A 21,031-nucleotide genomic window follows, 5' to 3' on the forward strand; every position below is an offset into this window, starting at 1 on the left:
TACCCGGACCACCGGGTGGTTTGTCCGCCTCGCCTCGAGCCTTGAGAGACACCGCGCCTGCCGAAAGGTCCCGCGAATGCTGCACTCCTCCGTCCCCGCGAACACGGGGACCTCCGAGCCTGAAGAGGCTCACCCCGTCTTCGTCCGCCGCTGCGCCCACCGCGGCCTGAACGCCCGCGCGCCCAGCGAGAAGCTTGGCCGCACCGTGTCCTGGACGACGACGGCGCAGGGGTTCCTTGTCAACTTGATGGAGGTGACGCACAGCGTCGTCCACTATCAGCCTTGGGCCCACCCCGTGACCATCCGGGCCGGTTGGGGCGAACCCTTCGAGTACTGGCCCGCCCTCGGCGTGACCGGCGCCACCGGGCGCCGCATCGCCATTGACATCGTCTACGAAAGGGACGGGAAGGAACGCGAATCCTTGGGGTTCGAGCGTCTCCTTGAAGCCGCCCTTGCTTCGCAGGGCGTCCAGCTCACCGCGATGAGCGAGGAGGCCCTCGTCACCGACCCCAGGACCGCGGTCGCGCGCTCGATGGCCCGTTACGTGGGCGTCCCGGTGACCGAGGCAAGCGTGGCACGTCTCCGGCAGGTCCTGGCCGCGAACGGTGGCTCGGCGACGCTTGCCCAGCTCCGCGCCTCCGCCCCGGAGGACAACGAGATCGTTGCGGTCGGGTGCGTTCTTGGGATGCGCCGTCGCCTCCGGCTGGACGTCAGCAAAAAGGGCCTCGACTTCTCGTCGGTGACCCTGGTGCCGCAGGGGGAGGATGCCTGATGCCGTCCTTCGCGGTCATCCCCAATCAGAAGTTCATCCTCTCCGGCCAGGTCGTGACCTTCCGGAAGAGGGCACGCGACCTCGAACAGACCTACGTCTTCGAGGACGACAACGGCCTGCCCTGCACGCTGTCGCATGCGGAGTTCGCAAAGGCGCGCGCCGAGAACCGGCTGCGCGACTGGAGCCCGGTCTCCACTGCGTCGCGTGGGAACGGCGAGGTCGTCAAGCGCGCACGCGTCACCTTCGAGAGCGCGTGCGAGCGGGACAGGTTCATGGCGGAGCGCGCCAACGAGTACATCCTCGAATGGACCAGGGACCGTTCAGTCCCGCGCACCGCCCGAAGCCTGAACCTCCTGTGCCAGAGGGTTCACGAACGTCGCGCAGCGCGGGCTGAGGTGGAGAAGCGACACGAACCGAAGTGCATGTCGGGCAGCCGCCTCGTCCAGCTCATCCGCCGGTGGCGGAACGGCGGCGAGGTGATCGACGCCGTCGTCCCGCAGACCGAGCACAGGGGCAACTACGTGCACCGTCTGAGCGCCACCGTCCGGGACGTCATGTGGGAAGCCACGGATGACATCTACCTGGTCCTGCACGGCACGAAGGTCGCGGGCCTGCACCGCGAGATCGTCAAGCGGGTCAAGTTCCTGAATCGGAGCAGGCCGCCGGAGCTGCGCATTACTCCGCCGAGCTACGACGCCGTGCTGCGCCACGCGGGTTCCATCTGCGCCTTCACGCGCGTGTTCTGCCGCGAGGGCGCACAGGCGGCGCGCCAGCAGTTCCGGCTCGTCCAGGGCAGCTGGCACACGACCCACGCCAACCAAGTGTGGGAAATCGACGACACCCGCGCCGACATCATGTGCCTCAGCGAGGACGGCAAGACCGTCATCGGGCGCCCGTGGCTGACCCTGGTCATCGACCGGCACACCCGCATGATCATGTCGTTTGTGCTCTCGTTCTCGCCGCCCGACACCGAGACGGCGCTGGAGGCAGTGCGGCTCGCCATCCTGCCCAAGGATTGCTTCCCCGGGCTGCCCGACGGCTACGCGGTGCTGTGGCTCGCGTCGAACCGGCCGGACGTCATCCATGTCGACCACGGCAAGGCGTACAACTCCGCCGCCTTCAAGGCGGGCGTGGCCCGGATGGGCATCCGCCACGAGACCATGCCGCTGCTCAAGGCGTGGATGAAGGGCACCGTGGAGCGGGCGATCGGAACGTTGACCCGCGAGGTCTTCCACACCACGCCGGGTACCACCTATTCGAAGACCCTCGAGCGGCAGGATGGGGACGCGGCGCCGGAGCTCCTGGCTGAAGCGACCCTTTTGGACGTCCGGGAGAAGCTCGTCCATTGGCTCGTGAACGACTACTCGAGGCGCCACCACCGAGGCATCGACAACACGCCCCTCCGCCTGTGGATGCACAGCATCGAGCACCACGAGCAACGGGTGCCGCTGACACGTGAAGCTGTCGAGGTTGCCACTTCCCTGTCCGTCGGCCGCATGGTGCGCAACGGCGGCATCGTGGTGGACAAGCTGCGGTACCTGACCGCCGAGGGCCTCGGGATGGAGATGCTCGCCAAGTCGAGGGAGGACCGCGAGGTGCTGGTGCGGCGCGACCCTTCGGACCTGACCGTCATCAAGTTTCTGGACGCTCGGGTGACCGACCCCGAGCGCGAGGACTGGCACACCGCGACGATCTGCAAGGAACACATGGCCAAGGTGAAGGGCCGCACCCTCGAGGAGTACCGCCTGGCCAAGACGATGCGGGTGCTCAACCCCGAGAAGTTCGGCGACGACAGCGAGGGGTGGGAGGCGACCTACGAGGCTGTCGGAGTGGAGCTGCACCGCAAGGCCGGGAGCAGGCTCGGCCGTGATCGCGTAGCCGCCGAGGCCTCGCACCAGCGCATCATGCGCCAGACCAAGGAGATCGTGGAGCGCGAGCGGCGGGTGGCGGAGCCGCGGCAGCAGCACCAGGACCTGCTGGAGCAGGTGGAGGAGGCTCTCGGCATCCCCGCCGAAGCACCGACGTCGAATGCCTCGGCGGCTCCGCCGCTCAACTCCCCGCCTGCGGTTGAGGACGACATGGACGAACTGCGCAGGCTGCATGGATTGGGTGCCCGCCCCCGCGATGAGGAGACCGAGTGATGCGCGACTTCCTGGACATCGGTGACCTTCCCGAGGATTCCCTCGGTCATGTCTTCGTCGACACCTTCGAGACGAAGGCCATGTTCATGGCACTGGACAACTTGATGGCGAGTCCCAGGACGGCCAGCAACGGCCGCGGCGTCGCGGTCCTCGGGCCGCCCCGTTGCGGCAAGACCCTTCTCGTCAAGGAGTACCTCCGCCGCTGCCTTCGGGGCGACGCCAGCGACCGGGGCGACCTGGCCGTCACACGCCGCCCACTCAAGTACCTCTACGTCCAGCTGCCGCCGGGGACACGCCTGAACACCATCCCCAGCCACACGCTGATGGCCCTCGGCCATCCGGCACCGACCGCCGGAAAGCACGACACCACCCAGACGGCCGACGTCATCTCGATGATCGTGGACGGCGGCTACGAGCTGGTGATTTTCGACGAGGTCCATCACCTCACGAGTTCGATGACGAAGTCGGTGCGGGAGAACGGCTCCCACTGGCTGACGCACATCCTCGACCAGACACGGTGCCCGATGGCGCTCATCGGCTACAGCCGGTTCGGCCGCATCCTCCAGGAGAACCCGTTCCTCGGCGGGCGCCTTGTCCCGGCGACCCCGCTGGAGCCCTACCGCCGGAGCGACCCCCAGCGCTTCGCCACCTTCCGCATCATCCTCCAGGACCTCGAGCGGGGGCTGAAGATGGACGCGCCATCCAAGCTCTACGCCGTCGACACCGCGGCGTGCCTGCTGGTGTCGTGCGGCGGCCGCATTGGCCTGCTGGAGAACCTGCTCACCGAGGCGCGCCAGCTGGCCCGCAACCGGAAGCATTCCTGCCTCACCAGAGACGTGCTGGCCGAAGCCGTGGAAAGCATGCGGCTGAGCTGGTCGAACCTCCGTTTCAACCCCTTCAGGGTCGAAGACCTGGCTGCCGCCGTGGAGAAGCACGGCGAATGCTTCGCCCTCGCAGAGGACGGCCCGCGGTGAGCCCTCGCCCCTACACCCTCCCGAGCGCGTGCATCCCGCTGGATGACGAATCCTTGCCGTCGCTCGTCGCCAGGAACGCGGATCGCTACGGCTTCAAGGATCCCATGCTGATCGTCGAGCGCCTGGGGCTGCACAAGCAATCGTTGCCCGCGCTCGCCAGCGAGCGCCCGCCCGGGGACAAGGCGGCAGCACTCGCGACCTTGCTCGGCGTGGACGAGGGCACCCTCGAGGGGATGTCCAACTGGGGCAGGTCGCCAAACATGGCGACGGTGGGCGCGCACGAGATCCGGCCTCGCCATCTGCACGCTGGCCTGCGCCGGTCCTGCCCGCTCTGTCTTCAGGATTCACTGCACCACCGTTCGTTCTGGAACATCTCGGCCGTCCAGCACTGCACGGTGCACGGGCTTGCCCTGCCGGTCAGGTGCCCCGGATGCGGGCATCCACCGAGTTGGCGCGGGAAGCGGCTGGACCGGTGCGGCAACCCGGGCTGTGACCACGACCTGACCGCATGGTCCGGCCCTCCGAGCGAACCGGCACCCGAGTATGCCCTTGGCCTCCATGCGCTCTATCGCGACGGGCCGAGCGCAACGTTGCCCGGCTGCGGTCTTCCTCTTGCACGCGCCGCCGAGGCGGCGCTCGCCATCGGTTGTTTCGCTCTCAACCAAGGGAAGATGGGTCGGCCCGACTCATTCCTGCGCGAGCACGGCGAACTGGCCCACGACGCCATGATCAAGGGCTGGGAGGCCCTGACCGACTGGCCGCACGGCCTTCACCGAGTGCTCGACGGGTTGCGCAGCCGGGCAGGCGAGCGGGGCTGGCGGTTCGGCATGCGGCGTGAATTCGGCGGCCTGCACCGGTGGCTCTACGATGCCGCCGCCGAGCCATGGGCGGCCCAGTTGAAGAAAGGCTTCGCGGACTATCTCGCCGGGCAACCCGACCTGCGGGCGAGCGCGGCGGCGCTCAAGCGCTTCGGGTCGCCCGACGCACTGCGCAACCGCCACATGACCGCGAACGACGCCGCCGAGTACCTGGGGGTCGCGCCGGAAACGATGGCGGAGCTCGCCACGCGCGAGAAGCTGCACCTGCTGCCGCCGTCGGGTGCCGGTACACCCACGCTCCTACGGGCGGATCTGGTGCACGCGCTCAAGCAGAAGAAGCAAGGCACCCTCATGAAGCAGGAGGCGGAGGCCATCCTCGGGGTGGGCCGCCCTACCCTGGGCCAGCTGCTCGAGGACGGGGTACTCTCCACGCTGCCCCCCGATCAGCGAGTCACCCATCAGCGCATCCTCCGGCGGGACGAGGTGGAGGAGCTAGTCGTGCGCGTCGTCGCTGCGGTGGTCCCCGCGAGGCAAGGCACGCAGCTGGTGTCGTTCTCCGGTGCCATGGCCGGGCGCCGCGGCGCGTCGACCCTCATCCAAGCCATCCTCAAGGGCCGAGTGGTCCCCAGGGGCACCGCCCCCAAGCGGAAGGGCATCGGGTCCCTCCTGTTCAACAGCCGCGAGGTGGAAGCGGCGCTGGCGCCCGGGCGGGCCACCCTCAGCCTCGTCGAGGCGGCCCAGCGCATGGGGCTCGAGATCGACAGCGTCAGGGCGTGGGCCGCCGAAGGCTTCCTTGGGACCGCGGCCTCAGATTCCGCGTTCGAGCGCGGCACCAGGGTGACCGAGGACGGCATCGCCTCGTTCTCGGCGGAGTACATCACCAGTTCGGAGATCGGGAAGGAGACTGGGACCTCGGGACGGTGGGCGGCGGAACGGCTCGACTTTCAGGGCCACCCTCCCCTGGCTTCGGCATCGACCACCAAGCTCTATCGCCGGGCTGACATCTCGCCCGCCGTCCTGACCCGTCTGCAGGAACGCAAGTCGGCTGGCCGGGCCGCCTCGGCTTCCGCCGCCTTCGACCTCGCGCGTGAGGTGGCTGACGCCGTCGCCTCGGAGCTGGGTGTCGACCTCCAACGGGCCTGGAACGGCTTCTCCGATGGCGACGGCAAGGTCTACCTCCAGGCCGTGGCCGGGCGGAGGCAGCGCTACAGCTCCAAGTACGCCTTCCGCTTCAGCGGGCACATGCGCGAGCGGCTCGAACGTGCCCAGACAGGGATGCTCGCCCTGGCCCTGGTCGAGGACCGTTCCTTTATCCTTCTGCCCTGGGCGGCCGCCAAGCAGCTCGTACCCGCCGGTGGCAGGTACCGGGAGACCATCTACGTCGACGCCGATGCCCGCGGCGCTGTCGCGGATGAACGGCTCGCCGCTGCCCAGCGTTGGCTGCTGGGCCGATGACCACTTCTTCCAGCCAGGCACCGCGTGGCCACTTCGCAGCAGCGCTTGTGCGCACCCAGCACGGTACCAACGCAAAGCTCACGTTGAGAGGAAGGCAAGGATTCAGGCACCGGCGGGTATGAGCGCTCCGAGCCACATGCTGCACAAGAAAGGGCGAACGAATTGCCAGGGGCGATCTTCCACTCCTGGCGCCAGAACCCGCTTGCATTCAAAGCACCGGCGAGCCGCGTCACTGTATTGCGCCGCCGACCCGAGCCATCTCGCTCGTGCTACCTGACACCGCCGTCAGGTCCTTGTCGCCGACCCAATCGTCAGAACGAAACATTGGCACAGCGTCACCTTGCTGCCTCTGCTACTGACTACCTACCACGCGCATGACGTTCTCCCTGAGCTTCATCAGGACGCGAAACTCGACACGGCGGCTCGCCGCGGGATCCTCGCTGCCATCGGGCCGGAACCGCAGGCGGCTGGATGCGAGTCCGTTGGCGGTAATCACACCCTGAGCCCAGCCGCGCATGTCAGCGGGCAGCGCAGTCTTGTCCAGGCTGTACTCCAGCACGCTACGCGTACGGTCCTGGCTGAGGGCCATGTTCCTGAAGTAGGCATCGATCAGACTGCTTGTTCCGCGCCATTCGGACGACGTGTGCCCCTCGATGCGAACCTCATCGATGTCGGAGCGGAACTCGCGCAGGCGCGACAGGTAGCGTGGCATGAAGTCGGAGAGCAGCGCTTCAAAGCTGGGACGCAGCGCAGCGCTGCCGGTCTCAAACAGCAGCTCCGGATTAGCGAATTGCACCGTGAGCGTGGCGGGGTCGAGCGAGGCGTTCCAGCGCGCGAGATCCTGCGCGAACTCCTGCTGCAGACGATCGCCGAGTCGCCGTTCCGTGTCGCGGATGGCGACCACGACGTCCTTTACGCTTTCGCCTTGCTCCATCCGATTCAGGGCCCTCTGGATGGTCTCCGGCGCTGGCGCCGCTGGCGCGACACGCCGTGCTGTCTCCTCGATCTTGGCAAGCGCTTCGCTGCGTGCCAGAGCCTCGGCCAGGGAGGGCTGACCACTGGTCGACGACCGACGCAACGCTTCACGTAGAGTGGCGGCTGGCGGCGCATCCGGATCCACCCGGCGCGCCTGTTCCACCATCTCTTTCCATTCCCCCAGCTGTGCCTCCGCCGCAGCCAATCGAGAGGTCAGCGCGTTCGCCTCGTTACGGAGCGCCCTCACCTCCTCCCTCGCGGCCTCACCCTCGGCGATCGCGCGGGCGACCTCGCGTGCGGCCTGCTCTTGGGGCACGTCAGGGGCGGCGAGCGCCGCAAGGGTGGGTCCGAGCACTGCGAGGTCTGCCTTCGCGGCATCCGCTTCCTTCCGTGCAGCGGCGAGCGCACTCGTGAGGGCCAGCATCAGCAGGAAAAGGAGCAGGAGCAACACCTCGGCCATGGTTAGGCCTAGGATGAGGCCACGGCGATGGTCGGCATGGCCGCTGGCGATCCTCGCACTCATCGAGCGACCGCTTCCTCAGCCGCCGCCTTGTTATGGGCGCGAGCGGCTTCGAGCACGATATGCTGGATCTCCATCATCGCCACGCGGGACGCATCGAGATCCGACGCAATTTGCTGACGCGCCTCCGTGGCATCGCGCATGGAGGCGGCGAGGACCGCGCGTTGAGCCTTCACGGCGTCGGATGCGCCACGCAGTTGATCTTCCAGATCCCGCGCGCTGCGTAAGATGGCGTTGCCAGCTTCTGCAGCCGCGACTGCGACCTCCTCGCGGTGGGTCTTGATGACATCGGAGGAGACCGCCAGTTGCTCCTCCATCTCCCGCGCGCCGCGCAGGAGAGTGTTGGCCGCCATGCCGGTCGCGGAAGACAACTCATTCTGCTGACCCGCCAGCGCCTCGGCTGCACCGCGCATCTGGTCACCCATGGCCTTCGCCCCGGTGGTGACCGCACTGCTCGCCACGGTCACCGCCGCCTGCAGCGCGTGCAGCTTCTCCTGCGATCCCTGCAGCGTCCGCCCGAGGGCATTCTGGTGGCGCTCGGCCACCTCCACCGACGCCTTCACGAGCTCGCCCTGGCTGGCGATCGCCTCCGCGACTTCCTCAACGCTCATGCGCAGTGCGTTGAGGCCCTGCCTGAGTTGATCACTCGGCAGCCCTGCCTGCGCCACCGTCTCAGCCAGCGCGCCGAGGCGCGACAGTTCGTCGCGCAGCGTCTGGACGGTTGCACCGAAGTCCTCCGCCGCGCTGGCCATGGCTTGATGCCTGTCGGCCTCGGCCCTCGCCGAATCCTCGAACGCGCCGATGGCCTTGCTGATGCGCCCCATGGTGCCCTCGAGCTTGCGGTCGAGGACATCGCTGGGCGGCTCGATCTTCTCGAGTCGGTCCCAGGCCGCTTTCAGGGACTTCATCATGCCGCGCATGCCGTCCCGCATCTCGGCGAGGGTGGCCGCGTTCGCGTCGTAAGCCGCCCGGAGCCGTTCACACGACTCTTCCGTCACGCGTTCCATCAGGCCGAGCTGGGCGCGGATCGCCTCGTCATGCGCTTGCAGGGAGTCGTGGAGGCGGCGCTCGACCGCCTGGCCGACGCCGAGCCGGAACACTTCGAGGTCGCTGACCGCCGCCGTGAGTTGCCCCCTGAGACGCTCGGTATGCTCCAGGAGGTCACGACGGACGATCTCCTCGACGTCCTCCACCTCCGTCCGCATCTGAAGCAGCAGAACCCGGCCAACGATGCCCGCGATCGTCGTGAACAGGGAGATGCCGAAACTGCCAATCAGGCTCGACACGTCCGCACCCAATTGTAGCGCGACCAGCGCGACGGACATGCTCGTGAGGGTGAAAATGAAGCCCATGTAGTAGACGTTGTCGCCGAGCTTGTCCGGACGCATTCGGACGTCCGCTCGGAAAAGCGCGAGCAGCCCATAGGCCAACATCGCGCTGACAGCTAGGCAGGCGACGATCAGTCCGTTGACACCGAGAAACTTCAGTGTCGCGATGACGGCGGCACCAAGGAGGGTGAAACCGAAAAAGAGGACACTGTCGCCAGCTCCTCGTATGCGGGAGGCGCTCGGCAGCAGGGGCAATTTCCCCATCAACGTCGAAGCACGCTCCGTGGCTTCCGGATCGGGCGCCGCCCGGCGCTCGCGTTCCTCAGCTTCGGCTCTCGCTGTCGCTGCTTCGCCCCGCTGAGAGGCAGTCCACGAGGAGCTCCGATCCGGATGATGCCGCGCAGCTCTGGGCCCTTCTGTCTGTGAGGGCTTCTCAAGTGGGTCAGCAGGGCGGCCAGTCGGCGCCTCACGACGTGGACTCGTGCCGCTGTCGGCACTGTCAGGGTGACTTTCGTCGGTGGTGCTAAAGGCCATCAGAAGCTGTCCAATGCAATGGAACGCGCTCCGCTGGCGCGGAGTGCCTGTTCCCAGAAGACTTGGTGTCCGCGGCTTTGGACGGGCTTGCCATTTGGATGGCGCGCACCGGACCGCAGCAAATAGAGGACGGTGACGTCCGCGCCTTCCAGGTCGCTCTGCAGCTCGGGCCACTGCGGACGTCTCTGGAAGTCGCTGAACTCGACGTCGCCGCGGATCTGGGACAAGCCCGCACTATGCTGGACCATGTCGGAGACGATCGTGAGGTGCAGCCGCTTGGCACCCGGACCTATCGAGCCGAAGGATGTCACCGAGACGGCACGGATGCTTTCCAATATGGGAGAAGATGACCGACGCGACGGCTCCATCAGTTTCCCGAGTTCCTGGCGCAACGGGCCGACGAAGCGCTCATCGAATGCGTGCTGGATCATCGTCGGGTTCTGGTAAAGGGAGTTCGCGTCCACGCCACGACCGGGACTGCAGAGGGAAACCACCGGCGCCAGCGTGTTCACTCCGTCGCCGTCGGCAACATAGAGGTCAAACCGCTCTCCCGCGGCGGCATCCGCAACGAGGCGCATTGCCCGCTGCATCACCTGCTGCTGCTGGAGCGGGGTCACAGGGTCGCTCCGGTCGATGAGAATGGCATGTATCACCGCCGGTCCGCCGACTGGACAGTTGGCAGCATCGACCTCAACTCGGGTGCTGCTGGCCCACCAATAGGCCCCGAACATCCCGCTCAGTAGCAGTAGGCCCAGCCCTCCAAAAAGTATTCCTCGAAGCCTGTCGTTTGAGCCGGATTTCCTTCTATGGCGTCGAGAAGACCCACTTCGGCTCGAACTGTGACGTCGTGACGCGCTCACGCCCGTACCTCGCCGTCAGCCTTCTTTCCGGCCTCCTCGAGTAGATCCTGATACCGCTTCAGCAGGCCGTCATGCAGTTCCTGGATCTCGGCCAAGACGGCGTCCATGTTCTCGGTGGCGGCGGCGCCAGTGTCACCCAGGAGGCTGAGGGCATCGGTTCTCGGTGTGAGATGCCACCGCTCGTCGAAGCGGGCTGGAGGCCGATCCGGCCTCGCAGCTCCGTTGGCGTCGCGGTAGCGAGCAAGAAGGCTATTGGCGACCTCCTCAAGGTGGTCCTCGTACAGCGCAAGCTTCTGAGCGAGCGCACTCGCCTGGCTGCGCGCGTTCTCGGCCTGCTGGGCCTCGATTGGCAAGCTCGCGAGGGCGGTCTTGAAGTCGTGGACTGCTGTGTCGGTGGCGTCACCGAGATCCGCGAAGAGGTCCTGGTGTGCATCCTCGTGTGCCATTTCGGCGGCCAAGGCGCGTCGGCTGACGGCACCGTACCCAGGGTACGGGTCGTCCCAGCCATACCCCTTCGAGAAGGCGATGATCGAGAATGCGGTTCCCAAGCCAAACAGGAACCAAGACTGGATTTCGGTGAGTGCCCAGGGTTCTTGCAAGATGGTTTGGACGGCGGTCCGGTATGCGGCGCCTTCGCCTACCAGGGCCGTCGCATCGCGGAAGTGAGCGATGAAAAGATGAAAGGCGACAACCCCGACCAGCAGCGCTGCCGTTAGAAGCGCAGCCATCGCCCGCAAAGGAAAAAACCTGCGGTTAACCTGGCGAGCTAGGCCGAAACCCAAGAAGAAGCAGAAGGCGACGTTCAGCACCGACGCACCGAACGCGACACCGATGCCACCGATCAGGCCCAATTCGCTTCCCTTGGCGAAAAACAGTCCGTTCAGAGCTGTCTCGAAGGCCAATACCAGTAGCAGCAAACCACCGCCTGTCCAAGGGTTGGCAGGCAACCTTGCCGGTCGTGAAAGTCGATGCTTCTTCCGGAACAGCGCCAATTCTTCTTGCGCAGCGACCGACTCATTCTGAAGCCGCTTGAGGTCGCCCCGGATCTTCTGCCTTGCCTCGGTGAAACGAGCCTGAGCTTCCGAGGCCACCAGCCGAAGCTGCGCAAGCTTAGACTTGACGTTAAATCGCTCGACGGTCTGCCGGAGGGCCTTTAAGGTTCCGATCACTTGGCCCCGTTGGATCACACTCGCGTCGTTTATCGTCTGAACGATCGTCTGCTCAACCTCGTCAAAAACCGTTTGCAGGCCGCTCGGCAGTCCGCGGCGGCCTCTTTCCGAGCCGCGCGCCTCGAGTTCCAGCTTTTGGGCAATGCGGTCCGTGTCGAGTGGTTCGAGGAGACCGGGCATGGGGCTGGTAGCGCCGCTCGAGCCCATGAGGTTACCGGCTGCCTCGAGCAGACCCTGAAGCTTCGCCATATTTGGCTCACGTCGCTTAGTTTTGAGATCGTTTTGCTATCGCATTTCAACTCTTAGCCCGCAACGTCAAAGGCGAAGCTTCCGGAACAATGCGGCGATGTGAGGCTTCGGGAACACTGGCCCGAGCCCGGCCATTTCCAGGCGCCTCATCGGCTGACGGCCGACCGGCACCGGCAGAGCGTTCGCCACGACTGGGTCACGCCGGTCCCGGCTCGTTCACCCGGCTGGCTGTACCCGTGGGTCGAGAAGTTCTTTCATGCGCCTTTCGGCGCCAAGCGCCAGGAGCCTCTTGAAGCTCCACTGCCGGGCGGCCATGGTTCGCAATGGAGGCGGCGATGACCAGGACGCATACCGTCCACCTGTCGCTCGGGGACGATGCTTACGTAAGGGAGTTTGGTCTCCCGGACCGGCTGCAGCCTCGACACCGTGATCCGCGACGCCTTGCGCGCTCAACGGGAAGCCGATGACGCCGAGCTCGATGCCGCCCTAGGGCCTCTCGTGGATGACGCGGAGGCCGACTTCGACCAGGGTGCGGATCGCGACTTCGCAGGGCGCGATGAGTTCTGGGCTTACCTGACCGACCGGTCCTAGTACTACGGCGCGCCGGAGCGCGCCCCACCACGTAGACGTCACGGTCGCAGGAGGGTGTCTGCTCAACGTGGTCAGGGGCTCCGAGGAGGGCGTCACCTGTTTTCGTGGCGCTGGCAACGCTGGGACGAAGTCACGGTTGGGGCCCGGCCGTCACCTCCTCCCTACCATCAGGCCTCTGCTCAATGGCAGCAGGTGCATGAGTGACGCCTAGGCTTTCCATGTCATCTCCACCGGCAATTGGCTGGAGCGGCGCTACGGTGGCCTGGATGTCGCCGACGGCGCCCTGGACGCCCAGGGCCCAGAAGCCACGCAGCACGGATGGCGCGATCAGCCCGTCGAACTTCCCGGTAGAGATGGCGCTGACGTCCGCCGCCACAGCCTCGAGGTTGGGCACCCCGAACGACTGGAGTTCGGCCAGCCTGGTGGCGAGCTGGCTCAGGTTCGGCCGGGAGACCACGACGCCGGTGTCGTGGGCCCAGCAGGAGAAACCCGCCGCCCCGAGCAGGATGGCGAGCAGCCCGTTTGACCTGGTGCCCCGCCAGGTGAAGAGGTGCACGTCGTCCCCGGAGCGGAACGCCCGCCGCGTGTCCAGCTCCATGCGCCGGAAGGATTTCCTGCCTTCGTCAAGCAGGCGCGCCATGGTGGCGTCGATCCAGCCCGGCTGGTCGTCCCCCATGTAGACGGCGAGCATCTCGGCGGCGAGGCGGTCGTCCACCGGCTCCGGCGTGCTGTCCTCGAAGGTGGGAGGCGTGCCGCCCTTGTGCGGGTCGACGGTAATAATGCGGGTGGGCTCGTCCACTTCCCGAACGATCCACCGGCGCCCGGCGAAGACGATCAGGTTGCCCGCCATGACGGGGCTGCTGATCGGGATGGAGCCGAGCGAACGCCCACCGGTGACGATGCGCCACTCGTCGCTGCTGGTGAACAGGGCGAAGAAGTCGCGGGAGCCCGCGAGCCGCTCCCCCGCCTCGCCCAGCATGAGCACGCCGTCCGGCGCCTGCTCGATGAGCTTGGCGTCCGGGCCGCCCATGCTCCGCAGCAGGTCCATGAAGAGCGGCGGCTTCACCGAAGCGAACGGCCCCGGACCGCACAGCAGGCGGTAGATGGTCTCGGCCCGCGCGCCGCCCCGTTCGCAGATGACGGACAGCGTCTGGTGCAGCAGCGCCGACCCGAGGCCGTCCACGCTGCTCGGCGCCTCGATGAATCCTTCGCCCAGGAGACGGATCGCGGCGATGGCCCGGATGGTCTCCTGCCGGATCTGGTCCAGCAGACTGGCGTCGGGCCTGAGCTCGTCCTCGAGGACGTAGACGCGCAGGACGGCGGGCACGCCAGCCCGGCGCCCGGACCGGCCCAGGCGCTGCTTCAACGAGGACAGCGACCGCGGCGCCCCGATCTGCGCGACGGAGGCGACGGAGCCGATGTCGATGCCGAGCTCCAGGGTGGAGGTGCAAACCGCCGTGGTCGGCAGCCTCCCCTCCTTCAGGCGCCGCTCCAAATCTTCGCGCAATTCCTTGGACAGGTTGCCGTGGTGCGGAAAGAATTCGTTGGGAACGTTGTGCCGTTCGCACAGGCCGCGCAGCAGGTCCGCCACTGTCTCGACGCGGCGACGAGACCCGCCGAAGACCAGCGAATTCTTGCCTCGCAGCGTTCCGCACAAGTGGTCCGCCACGGCTCGGAGGGCCAAGTCCTTTTCGTCCTCTGTTGCTTGGGGGCGGAACGGCTCGATGTAGCCGCGCACCTGGAGCTGCAGGCTGCTGCCTCCAGGAGGTGACCGCACCGTCTGGACGTTCCCCGGCGCCGATGGCCGGAGCCAGGCCGCGGCGGCGTTCAGGTCACCCAGTGTTGCGGACAGGCCAATGCGGCGGGCGGGCTTGGTGGCCAGGGAGTCGATCCGGCGCAGCAGCGACGCGAGGTGGACGCCGCGTGGCCCGGCCAGGAAGGCGTGCAGCTCGTCGATGACGATGAAACGCAGGTTGCCGAACAGCGCCTTGGCGGCCGCAGGGCGTCGGCTGAACAGCGCCTCGATGGACTCGGGCGTGATGAGCGCCAGCCCGCGCGGCCGCTTTACCAGACCGCTTTTGGCCGCTGCGGGCGCGTCGCCGTGCCAACGCACCACCGACAGCCCTAGGCGCTCGCAGAGATCCTCCAGGCGGCCGAACTGGTCGTTGATGAGCGCCTTCAGTGGCGCGACGTAGAGGACCGACAGGCCTCTGACCGGCTCATCTGCGACCTCGGACAGCACCGGCAGGAAAGCAGCCTCGGTCTTCCCGGCTGCCGTCGAGGCCGCGACGAGGAGGTCGCCCTCTCCGCCCCTGACCTCCCTGATGGCGCGGGACTGGATCTCGCGCAGCCCGGCCCAGCCCTGGTCGCGGACCCAGCGCCGGACCTCCGGATGCAGGAGGTCGTAGGCGCCCGCCAGCTCAGAGCTTGAAAGCGGTGAGTTCATCGTCACGCGGGCCTGCCTCGCCGACCGCGGGCACTTCGTTGGACCCGCTGGCGGTGGCCAGCTCGGGTTCCGGGATCTCGGCATCGTCGTCCGGAAAGTCTTGCGAGACCTGCACGTCGCCGAGCAGGCCGCGCCAGTCGGTACCGGGGTTCTGCTCGAGGACCGACAGAAGCTGGCAGAACGCCTTGATGGTGTTGCGGGGCGTGCGGAAGTAGGCCTCGCCCACGCGCTCGTTGCAGTGGGCCATGAAGGCGTGCAGGGCCTCGTCCGGCACCAGATGCCGAGCGGGGTCACCACCGGCGAAGACGTTCCGGACGTTCCCGAGCAGCACCATCAGCTCCTCGGGCGTTAGGCTCTGCAGGCGCAGCACCGGGCCGGAGAGGTCCACCAGGCCCTCGCGCGCAAAGCTGTTCTCGGAGAGCCGGGACTGCAGGGCGGCGTAGCTGTACAGGCCGCGGCGGGTGTCGGTGAGGAACTCCGGCGTGCCACCCATGACGAAGCCGATGCCGGAGGTGTTGCCCTGCAAGACGTCGTTCAGGATGGAGAGGATCTGCTCGTAGTTCTGGTCGCGGGCCTGCTTGCTCTGAAGCTTGTACAGGTTGACCATCTCGTCGAAGACCACGAGCAGACCGGCGTAGCCCGTGAGCTTCGCCAGCGCCGCCATCAGCTTCAGGCCCTCATAGAGGTCCTGGTCGTTGATGATGTTCCGCACGCCCAGCGCCTGGCGCGCCTCGGTCTTGGTCGAGAACTCGCCGCGCAGCCAGCGCAGCGCGTTGGCCTTCAGTTCCTCGCTTCCTTCCTCGCTGCCGCGCCAATAGGCTTCCACCACGGTGGCGAAGTCGTAGCCGCCGCCCCCTTCCTGGAGGTGGACCAGGCGCTCCTCGAGTACCTTCTTCACGGGGACGCCCCGCTCCCCCGCAGCCTTGACCAGATCGGCTACGAACCGCTCCAGGACGCTGGCCAGCGCGCCGCCGTCGGGCTTGGTGCGGGTCGCCATGTTCCGCACCGCCTCTCCGTAAAGCGCCCTCGCTTGGCCGTTGGACGCCTGCAGGCGCCGGTCGGGCCCGAGGTCAGCGTGGACCGTCAGGAGGCGCTTCTCCAGCGCGACCAGGCGCACAAGGCTGAGGAAGAAGCTCTTACCGGCCCCGTACTCGCCGATGATGAAGCGGATCGCCGAACCGCCGTCGGCAATCCGCTCGACGTCGCGCACCAGGGCCTGGAGTTCCCGCGCCCGTCCGACCTGGACGTGCTGCAGCCCGACGCGCGGGACGACGCCCGCCTGCAGCGCCTGGATGATGGTGTCGCGGTCACGGGGACGGATCTTGGTCAACGCGCTCATGCTGTCTCTCAGACCGTGGGAAGTTCGGAGCGGAGGTGCTCGGCGACGGCCACCATGTCGTCGTCGTTCTCGAGGATGGGCTCTTCGAACCGTTCGAACGCCCAGTCGTTGATGGTCTCGATGGCGCCTTCCGGGAAGAGCCGCAGACGCTTGGTCTCAGCTTCGAAGGCGGTCATGGGCATGAAACCGGCGGCGGCGACCGCGCCCAGCAGCGTGCCGTGCGCGTCGTCCAGGCCCTCGAACCGCTTCGCCGTCGCGCCTGCCGGTTCCAGGGCGGCGGGCGCCGCTTCGGTCACGAGTTCCGCCTCCTCGGTGAAGATGCTCGAGAGCAGGGACGCGACCTGGGTCGTCTCCTGCCGGATGCGGGCCATGCGCTCCGCGTCCAGCGCAATGCCAGACTGACTGGCGGCTCCACCCGACTGCGCGGGCCCAGCGGGACGCGGCGTCTGGAAGTCTCCGCTCGCGCCCTGATGGAGCGCCGAGTGCACGGCCTCGGGCGGCAGGCCCAGCGTCTTGTGCAGCTTCTCCAGGAACGCGACCTCGGCGCGGGACGCCTGCCCGTCCGCGAGGACCGCGGAGATGGCGGCGCGCGCGATGGCCTGCCGGGCTTCCGGAGGAAGGTCGGCCGCCTTCTTGAGGGCGCCGCCGCTCTTGGTCCGCTCGCGCAGGCGCCAGACGAACGCCTCCAGACGGGTGGTCTCGGCCGGGTTCAGGTCGGGCATCGCCCTGGCTTCGCGGAGCAGCGCCTGGAATTCGAGGTCGGACACGTCGCCGTCGGCCGAGGCGGCCAGGGCGGCCACCTCCATGGCGGCCTTGGCCAGGTTGAAGGCGGGCCGGTCCGGATCAACGGCCGCGCCGTCGGGTGCCTCGAACAGCACGACGTCGGAGGTCATGGAGATGGCCTCGCCGCCGTAGCGCCGGTCCGGCTCCATCCCGAAGCCGAGTGCGTCGAGGCGCTGGAGAACCTGGGTGGCCACGCTGACCGGCAAGCGGTTGGTGCCGCGCTCGAGCGGGACGCCGAGGGCGTCGAGCAGCGGGCGCGGCGCTACCGACGCCATCGAGGGTTCGCCGAGCAAGGATTTGACGGACCGCCTCACCGCCTCGCCCGCCTCCGCCATCGCCTCCTCGCGCAGGCCGGGCGGGAGCAGCATCGCTGCCTCGAAGGTCCCGCGCGCCTCCGGCCTGCGCCCGAGCAGGCGGCTGTAGGCGTCGAGCTCGGTCTGGCTGGCCTCCAGCATGTCCCGCAGACCGGACAGAGGCGCATTCACACCAGAAATGTCGGGGAGGTTCTCGTGCGGACCAGGAATGGAGACCGTGAAGCCGTCGCTGGCCGCGCGGTAGCTCACGGAGACGCGGCGCTGCGGAGTGCGCACCGCCAGGCCCTTGGGGTGGCGCGACACGAAGTGCCGCGCGAAGAGGCTGCGCGTCTCCTCGAAGCAGCGTTGGCCTGGCGTCCGAAGCCGGGTCTCGGGACTGCCCAGAACCCATAGCAGCGCGTCGTCGGCTCCCAACGGCTTGCCTTCCGAGAGCACCACACCAAGGTGCAGGCGCGTGGCCAGCGGAAGCTCCTCGGACCAGTTTACCACCGCACTTGGCTGCACCGTCGGGGCCGCCTTGCCGGACAGGAGTGCGGCGGCAGCCAGGAAGGTCGTGGCGTAACCCTTGAACGAGACATGGGCCGCGTAGATGTCCAGCAGGCGCTCCACTTCGCCTGTCAGCATGGCGGCATCGGCAACCTGCCGGTCGAAGAACAGCCTGCGCTCGAGGCCGTAGAAGAACAGGAAGACCAGCCCGATGTCGGCCTGCGGATCGACACGGCCGCCAGCCAGCCAGTCAATGTAGGCGCGGCGCCGCGCGGGCGACAGGCCGCCGTACTCGGGCCAGTAGTTCAGGCTCGCGACATCGTCTGCAGCGACGGTCCGGGCCACTCGCAGGGAAGGATTGATCAGGCAGCGGTCCATCCCCCAGCCCTTGGGACTGGGGAGGTTCTCGCCCACGTAGATCATGCCGCCGGTAACCTGGGTTCCCCCAAGTTTGACCTCGGTTCCAGGCGGGATCCACTTGGCGAGTTCGACTGCCGCGGGCTGCGTGGCCTGCGTGGGAGCCCGCGCTTCATTCCATGGTGACGGCCACGAGGTCGGTGCCCGAACGGACGGCGGCACGCTCGGGTTCAGCGAGAACGCGCCCAGGGCCTGGTTGTCGGACGGGCTTCGCGGCGCTTGGCCCGACGGAGCCGCGCTTGGCAGCGGGGTGCCAGAATCGGATGGGGTTGCGGGCCCTGGGCTGCCGCCCTCGCGGACGAAGAAGGTCGACAGTTCCGAAGCTGGAGCTGTCTGGGGCGTGCCTTCGGGTCGGGAGTTCAAATCCTCGACTTTCGAGGCAGGTGCAGCAGGACCTCCTTGTTGCGGGCCGTTGCTCGACGCTTTCATCACCGCCTCGAAGGCAAGGCGTGCTCGCCGCTCGCTTTCCGCTGCACGCTCATCCTTGCTTAGCAGGAAGGGTGACGCAGAACGACGCGCCGCCTCGGTGCGCGCGGTGTCGCGCGCCTGCAAAACCTGCCTCATGAGCAGCCAAGCCACGCCCGATGCGACGAGGCCACCTGCGAGTTGAAGGATCAGGGGTGATGGCATTGGACGGGTGCGATCCGGCGGCTCAAGGATTTGCTTTGGATACGTGCGGAAATGCCGCGGCTAGTCGGATCGCGTTGCGCTTCATCAAGGCGCCCTCACGGCTCAATTGCCGCCCTCGAGCAGGCTGGAGTGGACCCAGCCCCATGCTTCGGCGTCGCCGACCCTGACCCAACCATTCGAGCGGCCGAAGACGTTGAGGTGGGTTCCCCCGGATGTGGTCCGCAGCACTTCGGCCGTACCGTTCGGTCCTGAGCGGATGTTGGCGCCGCCGCTCCGGATGACAATGCGTTCCCGATCCGGCGACGTGGCGGCTTGGGGAGGCGGCGTGGAGGGCGTCGTTGGCGCCGGATCCTTCCGGTGTTCCGGCGTGGGCGGCGACGCGGCAGCCGTCTCTGGGTGCACCACAGGCGCTCGCGGTCGCTGGGAAGCCGTCTCCGTCTGCACCGGCGGCGGGACGGTGTTCGACGCGACAGCCTGCCGGTCGCCGATCGGCCCCGCGACGAGGAGCCAAGCGCTGATGGCGCACGCCGCGAGCGTGGCAACCGTGTACTCGTGAGCCTGCCCGACGACAGGCGGCGGGGGCACAGACGCCATCCTCCGCTCCGCTGGTGCGGTACGTGTCGTGCCGCTGGAAAGTGAAGCACTGGCCTGAGAGGCCGCCTCCGCCGCCATGCAACGCTGGAACTCGGAAAATGCCGTAGCGAAGCGGCGAGCCAGATCAGGATTGCTGACAAGATAGCTGACCGCCGTCATACCGGGTGCCGCGAAGCGCAGCAGGCCGTACCGAAGGATGGGGATGCTCCGGTTGCTCGCATACCGCCGGTCCGGGCTGCCGTCCTTGTTTGCCTTCTCCCAGATGCGGTTGACCATGACAGCGTCGGCCGGTGGGTCGATGACCTCCGCGACGATCGCTTCGGCGGCGTCCAGGTGGACGTCCAGCAGGCTCACCACCTTCGCCTCGACCCCGGCGCCGGTCATCGCGAAGCCGGGGTAGATCTCGAGCCCGACGCCGTCGGAATGCCGGAACGCCAATCCAGGCCAATCCGACTCCACGTGCTCCGGCAGAGTGGGGCCAATCCGAATCGCCCGCCTTTGCAGTGCCGCGCCGGACATCGGGGCGGAGTAGGTGCCGCACGACCAACTGGTGGTGACCCAGATGAACCTAACCGCCTCAAGTGCGCCGAACGCGGCCGCTACGTTCCGGAAGGCCACCAGCGTCGTCTGACTGAAACTGAACTGGAGCGCCGTCCAGCAGGCGTTCCTTCGGGCGACGGCGTCCCCGAGCCTGCCTTCGGCCGCCGCAAGCTTGGTCCGGAGTGCTGGCAGCCGCCGCTCCATGAACGGCAACAACGGCGGCTTCGCGGCACGAGCAGTGCGACGGAAGGCAGCATCCCGGGCAGTAAGGATTCTGGGCAGTTCGGCCTCGAGTTGCCTGACCTCGTCAGAGATCGACTTCAGGCCGAAGCCGACATGGCTCAGGTCAAGTTCAACCCCTGCGGGGGTTCCGACGGGTCGTTCCTGCGCGCTGGCCGGAGCAACGCCTTGCCCGAAGGCGCGCAAGCGACCACCGACAAGACGAAACTCGATTTCTGGAAAGCCGGATGGACCAGTGTTAGCCGCCGTTGACATACCAAGGTGGTATCATAGCCTGTCCACCACCTTAAAGGTCATTGCGGTCACGCCACGTCCATTATTTGGTATAAATCCGAGGTTGCCGCTCCCCGGTGAGGCGGGGGGAGGTTGCGCGGAGCCACATACCGTTGCCGACCGAGCGAGCCTTATTGCGATGCCGGACCGGTGACTCGTGGGCTCCGCTTGCGCCGAAATAGCTGCCAGTCACGCCAAAACTGCCACGTCAGCCAGAACAAGCCGACTGTACCCCCTACCGTCGAGGCGATCCCGGCCGTCCACATGCCGAGCAATACCGCCGCGCCACCGATTGTCGTGCCCGGCGCCACGACGCCTTCCAGCAACCCGTTCGGCAGCGGCTCAAACCTAAAGGCCAAGAGCGCGTGGCCGATGCCAGTCACGGACGCCATCATCAAGGTGTAAGTCACCAGCCTCATTGTCCGCTCCCTTGCCTCTGATACTGGACCGTCCGGGCAGCTTACTACTACAGTTGCGTATTATTGGCTAAGCTGATTCACTTGGCGTCTGCGGAGGCGGAGGCTGGGTGATGTCTGTGGCGTCATGGTCTGGATCGCTGTTGGCGTGGGAACGGGAACTTGCG

The 21,031-nt window shown here is 67.3% G+C and carries 14 protein-coding genes; 5 read left to right on the top strand and 9 right to left on the bottom strand.

Annotated features, from left to right (window positions below; genetic code table 11):
- Window positions 1-76 precede the first annotated feature (76 nt).
- The 4 genes from QMO56_RS18385 to QMO56_RS18400 are packed head-to-tail and all read left to right on the top strand — an operon-like array spanning window position 77 to window position 6,160.
- The gene (locus QMO56_RS18385) at window positions 77-772 is read left to right on the top strand and encodes a hypothetical protein (protein ID WP_283528098.1); all 696 of its coding nucleotides are present in this window, start codon (window positions 77-79) and stop codon (window positions 770-772) included.
- The gene (locus tag QMO56_RS18390) at window positions 772-2,913 is read left to right on the top strand and encodes a transposase family protein (protein WP_283528100.1); all 2,142 of its coding nucleotides are present in this window, start codon (window positions 772-774) and stop codon (window positions 2,911-2,913) included. The genes QMO56_RS18385 and QMO56_RS18390 overlap by 1 nt, the downstream gene beginning before the upstream one ends.
- Window positions 2,913-3,887, top strand: coding sequence for a TniB family NTP-binding protein (locus QMO56_RS18395; protein ID WP_283528101.1), 975 nt, complete (start codon window positions 2,913-2,915; stop codon window positions 3,885-3,887). The genes QMO56_RS18390 and QMO56_RS18395 overlap by 1 nt, the downstream gene beginning before the upstream one ends.
- Window positions 3,854-6,160: a TniQ family protein gene (locus QMO56_RS18400; RefSeq protein ID WP_283528103.1), complete on the top strand. Its 2,307-nt coding sequence runs from the start codon at window positions 3,854-3,856 to the stop codon at window positions 6,158-6,160. The genes QMO56_RS18395 and QMO56_RS18400 overlap by 34 nt, the downstream gene beginning before the upstream one ends.
- Before the next feature lie 352 nt (window positions 6,161-6,512).
- Here the strand turns inward: QMO56_RS18400 and QMO56_RS18405 are convergent, their stop codons facing one another.
- The 4 genes from QMO56_RS18405 to QMO56_RS18420 all read right to left on the bottom strand — a co-directional run bounded on the left by QMO56_RS18405 (window position 6,513) and on the right by QMO56_RS18420 (window position 11,795).
- Window positions 6,513-7,658: an OmpA family protein gene (locus tag QMO56_RS18405; protein WP_283528105.1), complete on the bottom strand. Its 1,146-nt coding sequence runs from the start codon at window positions 7,656-7,658 to the stop codon at window positions 6,513-6,515.
- Window positions 7,655-9,238: a hypothetical protein gene (locus QMO56_RS18410; RefSeq protein WP_283528107.1), complete on the bottom strand. Its 1,584-nt coding sequence runs from the start codon at window positions 9,236-9,238 to the stop codon at window positions 7,655-7,657. Before QMO56_RS18410 ends, QMO56_RS18405 begins: the two co-directional genes overlap by 4 nt.
- Window positions 9,239-9,516: 278 nt before the next feature.
- A complete protein-coding gene (locus tag QMO56_RS18415) occupies window positions 9,517-10,134 on the bottom strand; it encodes a hypothetical protein (protein WP_283528109.1) in 618 nt (205 codons plus the stop codon).
- 239 nt (window positions 10,135-10,373) lie between these two features.
- Window positions 10,374-11,795, bottom strand: a complete 1,422-nt coding sequence (locus tag QMO56_RS18420) for a hypothetical protein (RefSeq protein WP_283528111.1) — start codon at window positions 11,793-11,795, stop codon at window positions 10,374-10,376.
- A 426-nt stretch (window positions 11,796-12,221) separates the two neighbouring features.
- Between QMO56_RS18420 and QMO56_RS18425 the strand changes: the two genes are divergently transcribed.
- Entirely contained in the window at window positions 12,222-12,386 is a 165-nt protein-coding gene (locus QMO56_RS18425) for a hypothetical protein (protein WP_283528113.1), read from the top strand.
- Window positions 12,387-12,516: 130 nt separating this feature from the next.
- Here QMO56_RS18425 and QMO56_RS18430 read toward each other — a convergent pair whose 3' ends face one another.
- The 5 genes from QMO56_RS18430 to QMO56_RS18450 form a co-directional block, all read right to left on the bottom strand.
- A complete protein-coding gene (locus tag QMO56_RS18430) occupies window positions 12,517-14,832 on the bottom strand; it encodes a DEAD/DEAH box helicase (protein WP_283528129.1) in 2,316 nt (771 codons plus the stop codon).
- A complete protein-coding gene (locus tag QMO56_RS18435; RefSeq protein ID WP_283528115.1) occupies window positions 14,807-16,171 on the bottom strand; it encodes an ATP-binding protein in 1,365 nt (454 codons plus the stop codon). Before QMO56_RS18435 ends, QMO56_RS18430 begins: the two co-directional genes overlap by 26 nt.
- 8 nt (window positions 16,172-16,179) lie before the next feature.
- The gene (locus QMO56_RS18440) at window positions 16,180-18,801 is read right to left on the bottom strand and encodes a TerB N-terminal domain-containing protein (protein ID WP_283528117.1); all 2,622 of its coding nucleotides are present in this window, start codon (window positions 18,799-18,801) and stop codon (window positions 16,180-16,182) included.
- Between the two features lie 102 nt (window positions 18,802-18,903).
- A complete protein-coding gene (locus tag QMO56_RS18445) occupies window positions 18,904-20,430 on the bottom strand; it encodes an SH3 domain-containing protein (protein WP_283528119.1) in 1,527 nt (508 codons plus the stop codon).
- A 149-nt stretch (window positions 20,431-20,579) separates the two neighbouring features.
- Window positions 20,580-20,867, bottom strand: a complete 288-nt coding sequence (locus tag QMO56_RS18450; RefSeq protein ID WP_283528121.1) for a hypothetical protein — start codon at window positions 20,865-20,867, stop codon at window positions 20,580-20,582.
- Between the last annotated feature and the right edge of the window lie 164 nt (window positions 20,868-21,031).

Origin of the sequence: Roseomonas sp. E05 (assembly GCF_030063475.1) — a bacterium.
Taxonomy (GTDB): domain Bacteria; phylum Pseudomonadota; class Alphaproteobacteria; order Acetobacterales; family Acetobacteraceae; genus Pseudoroseomonas.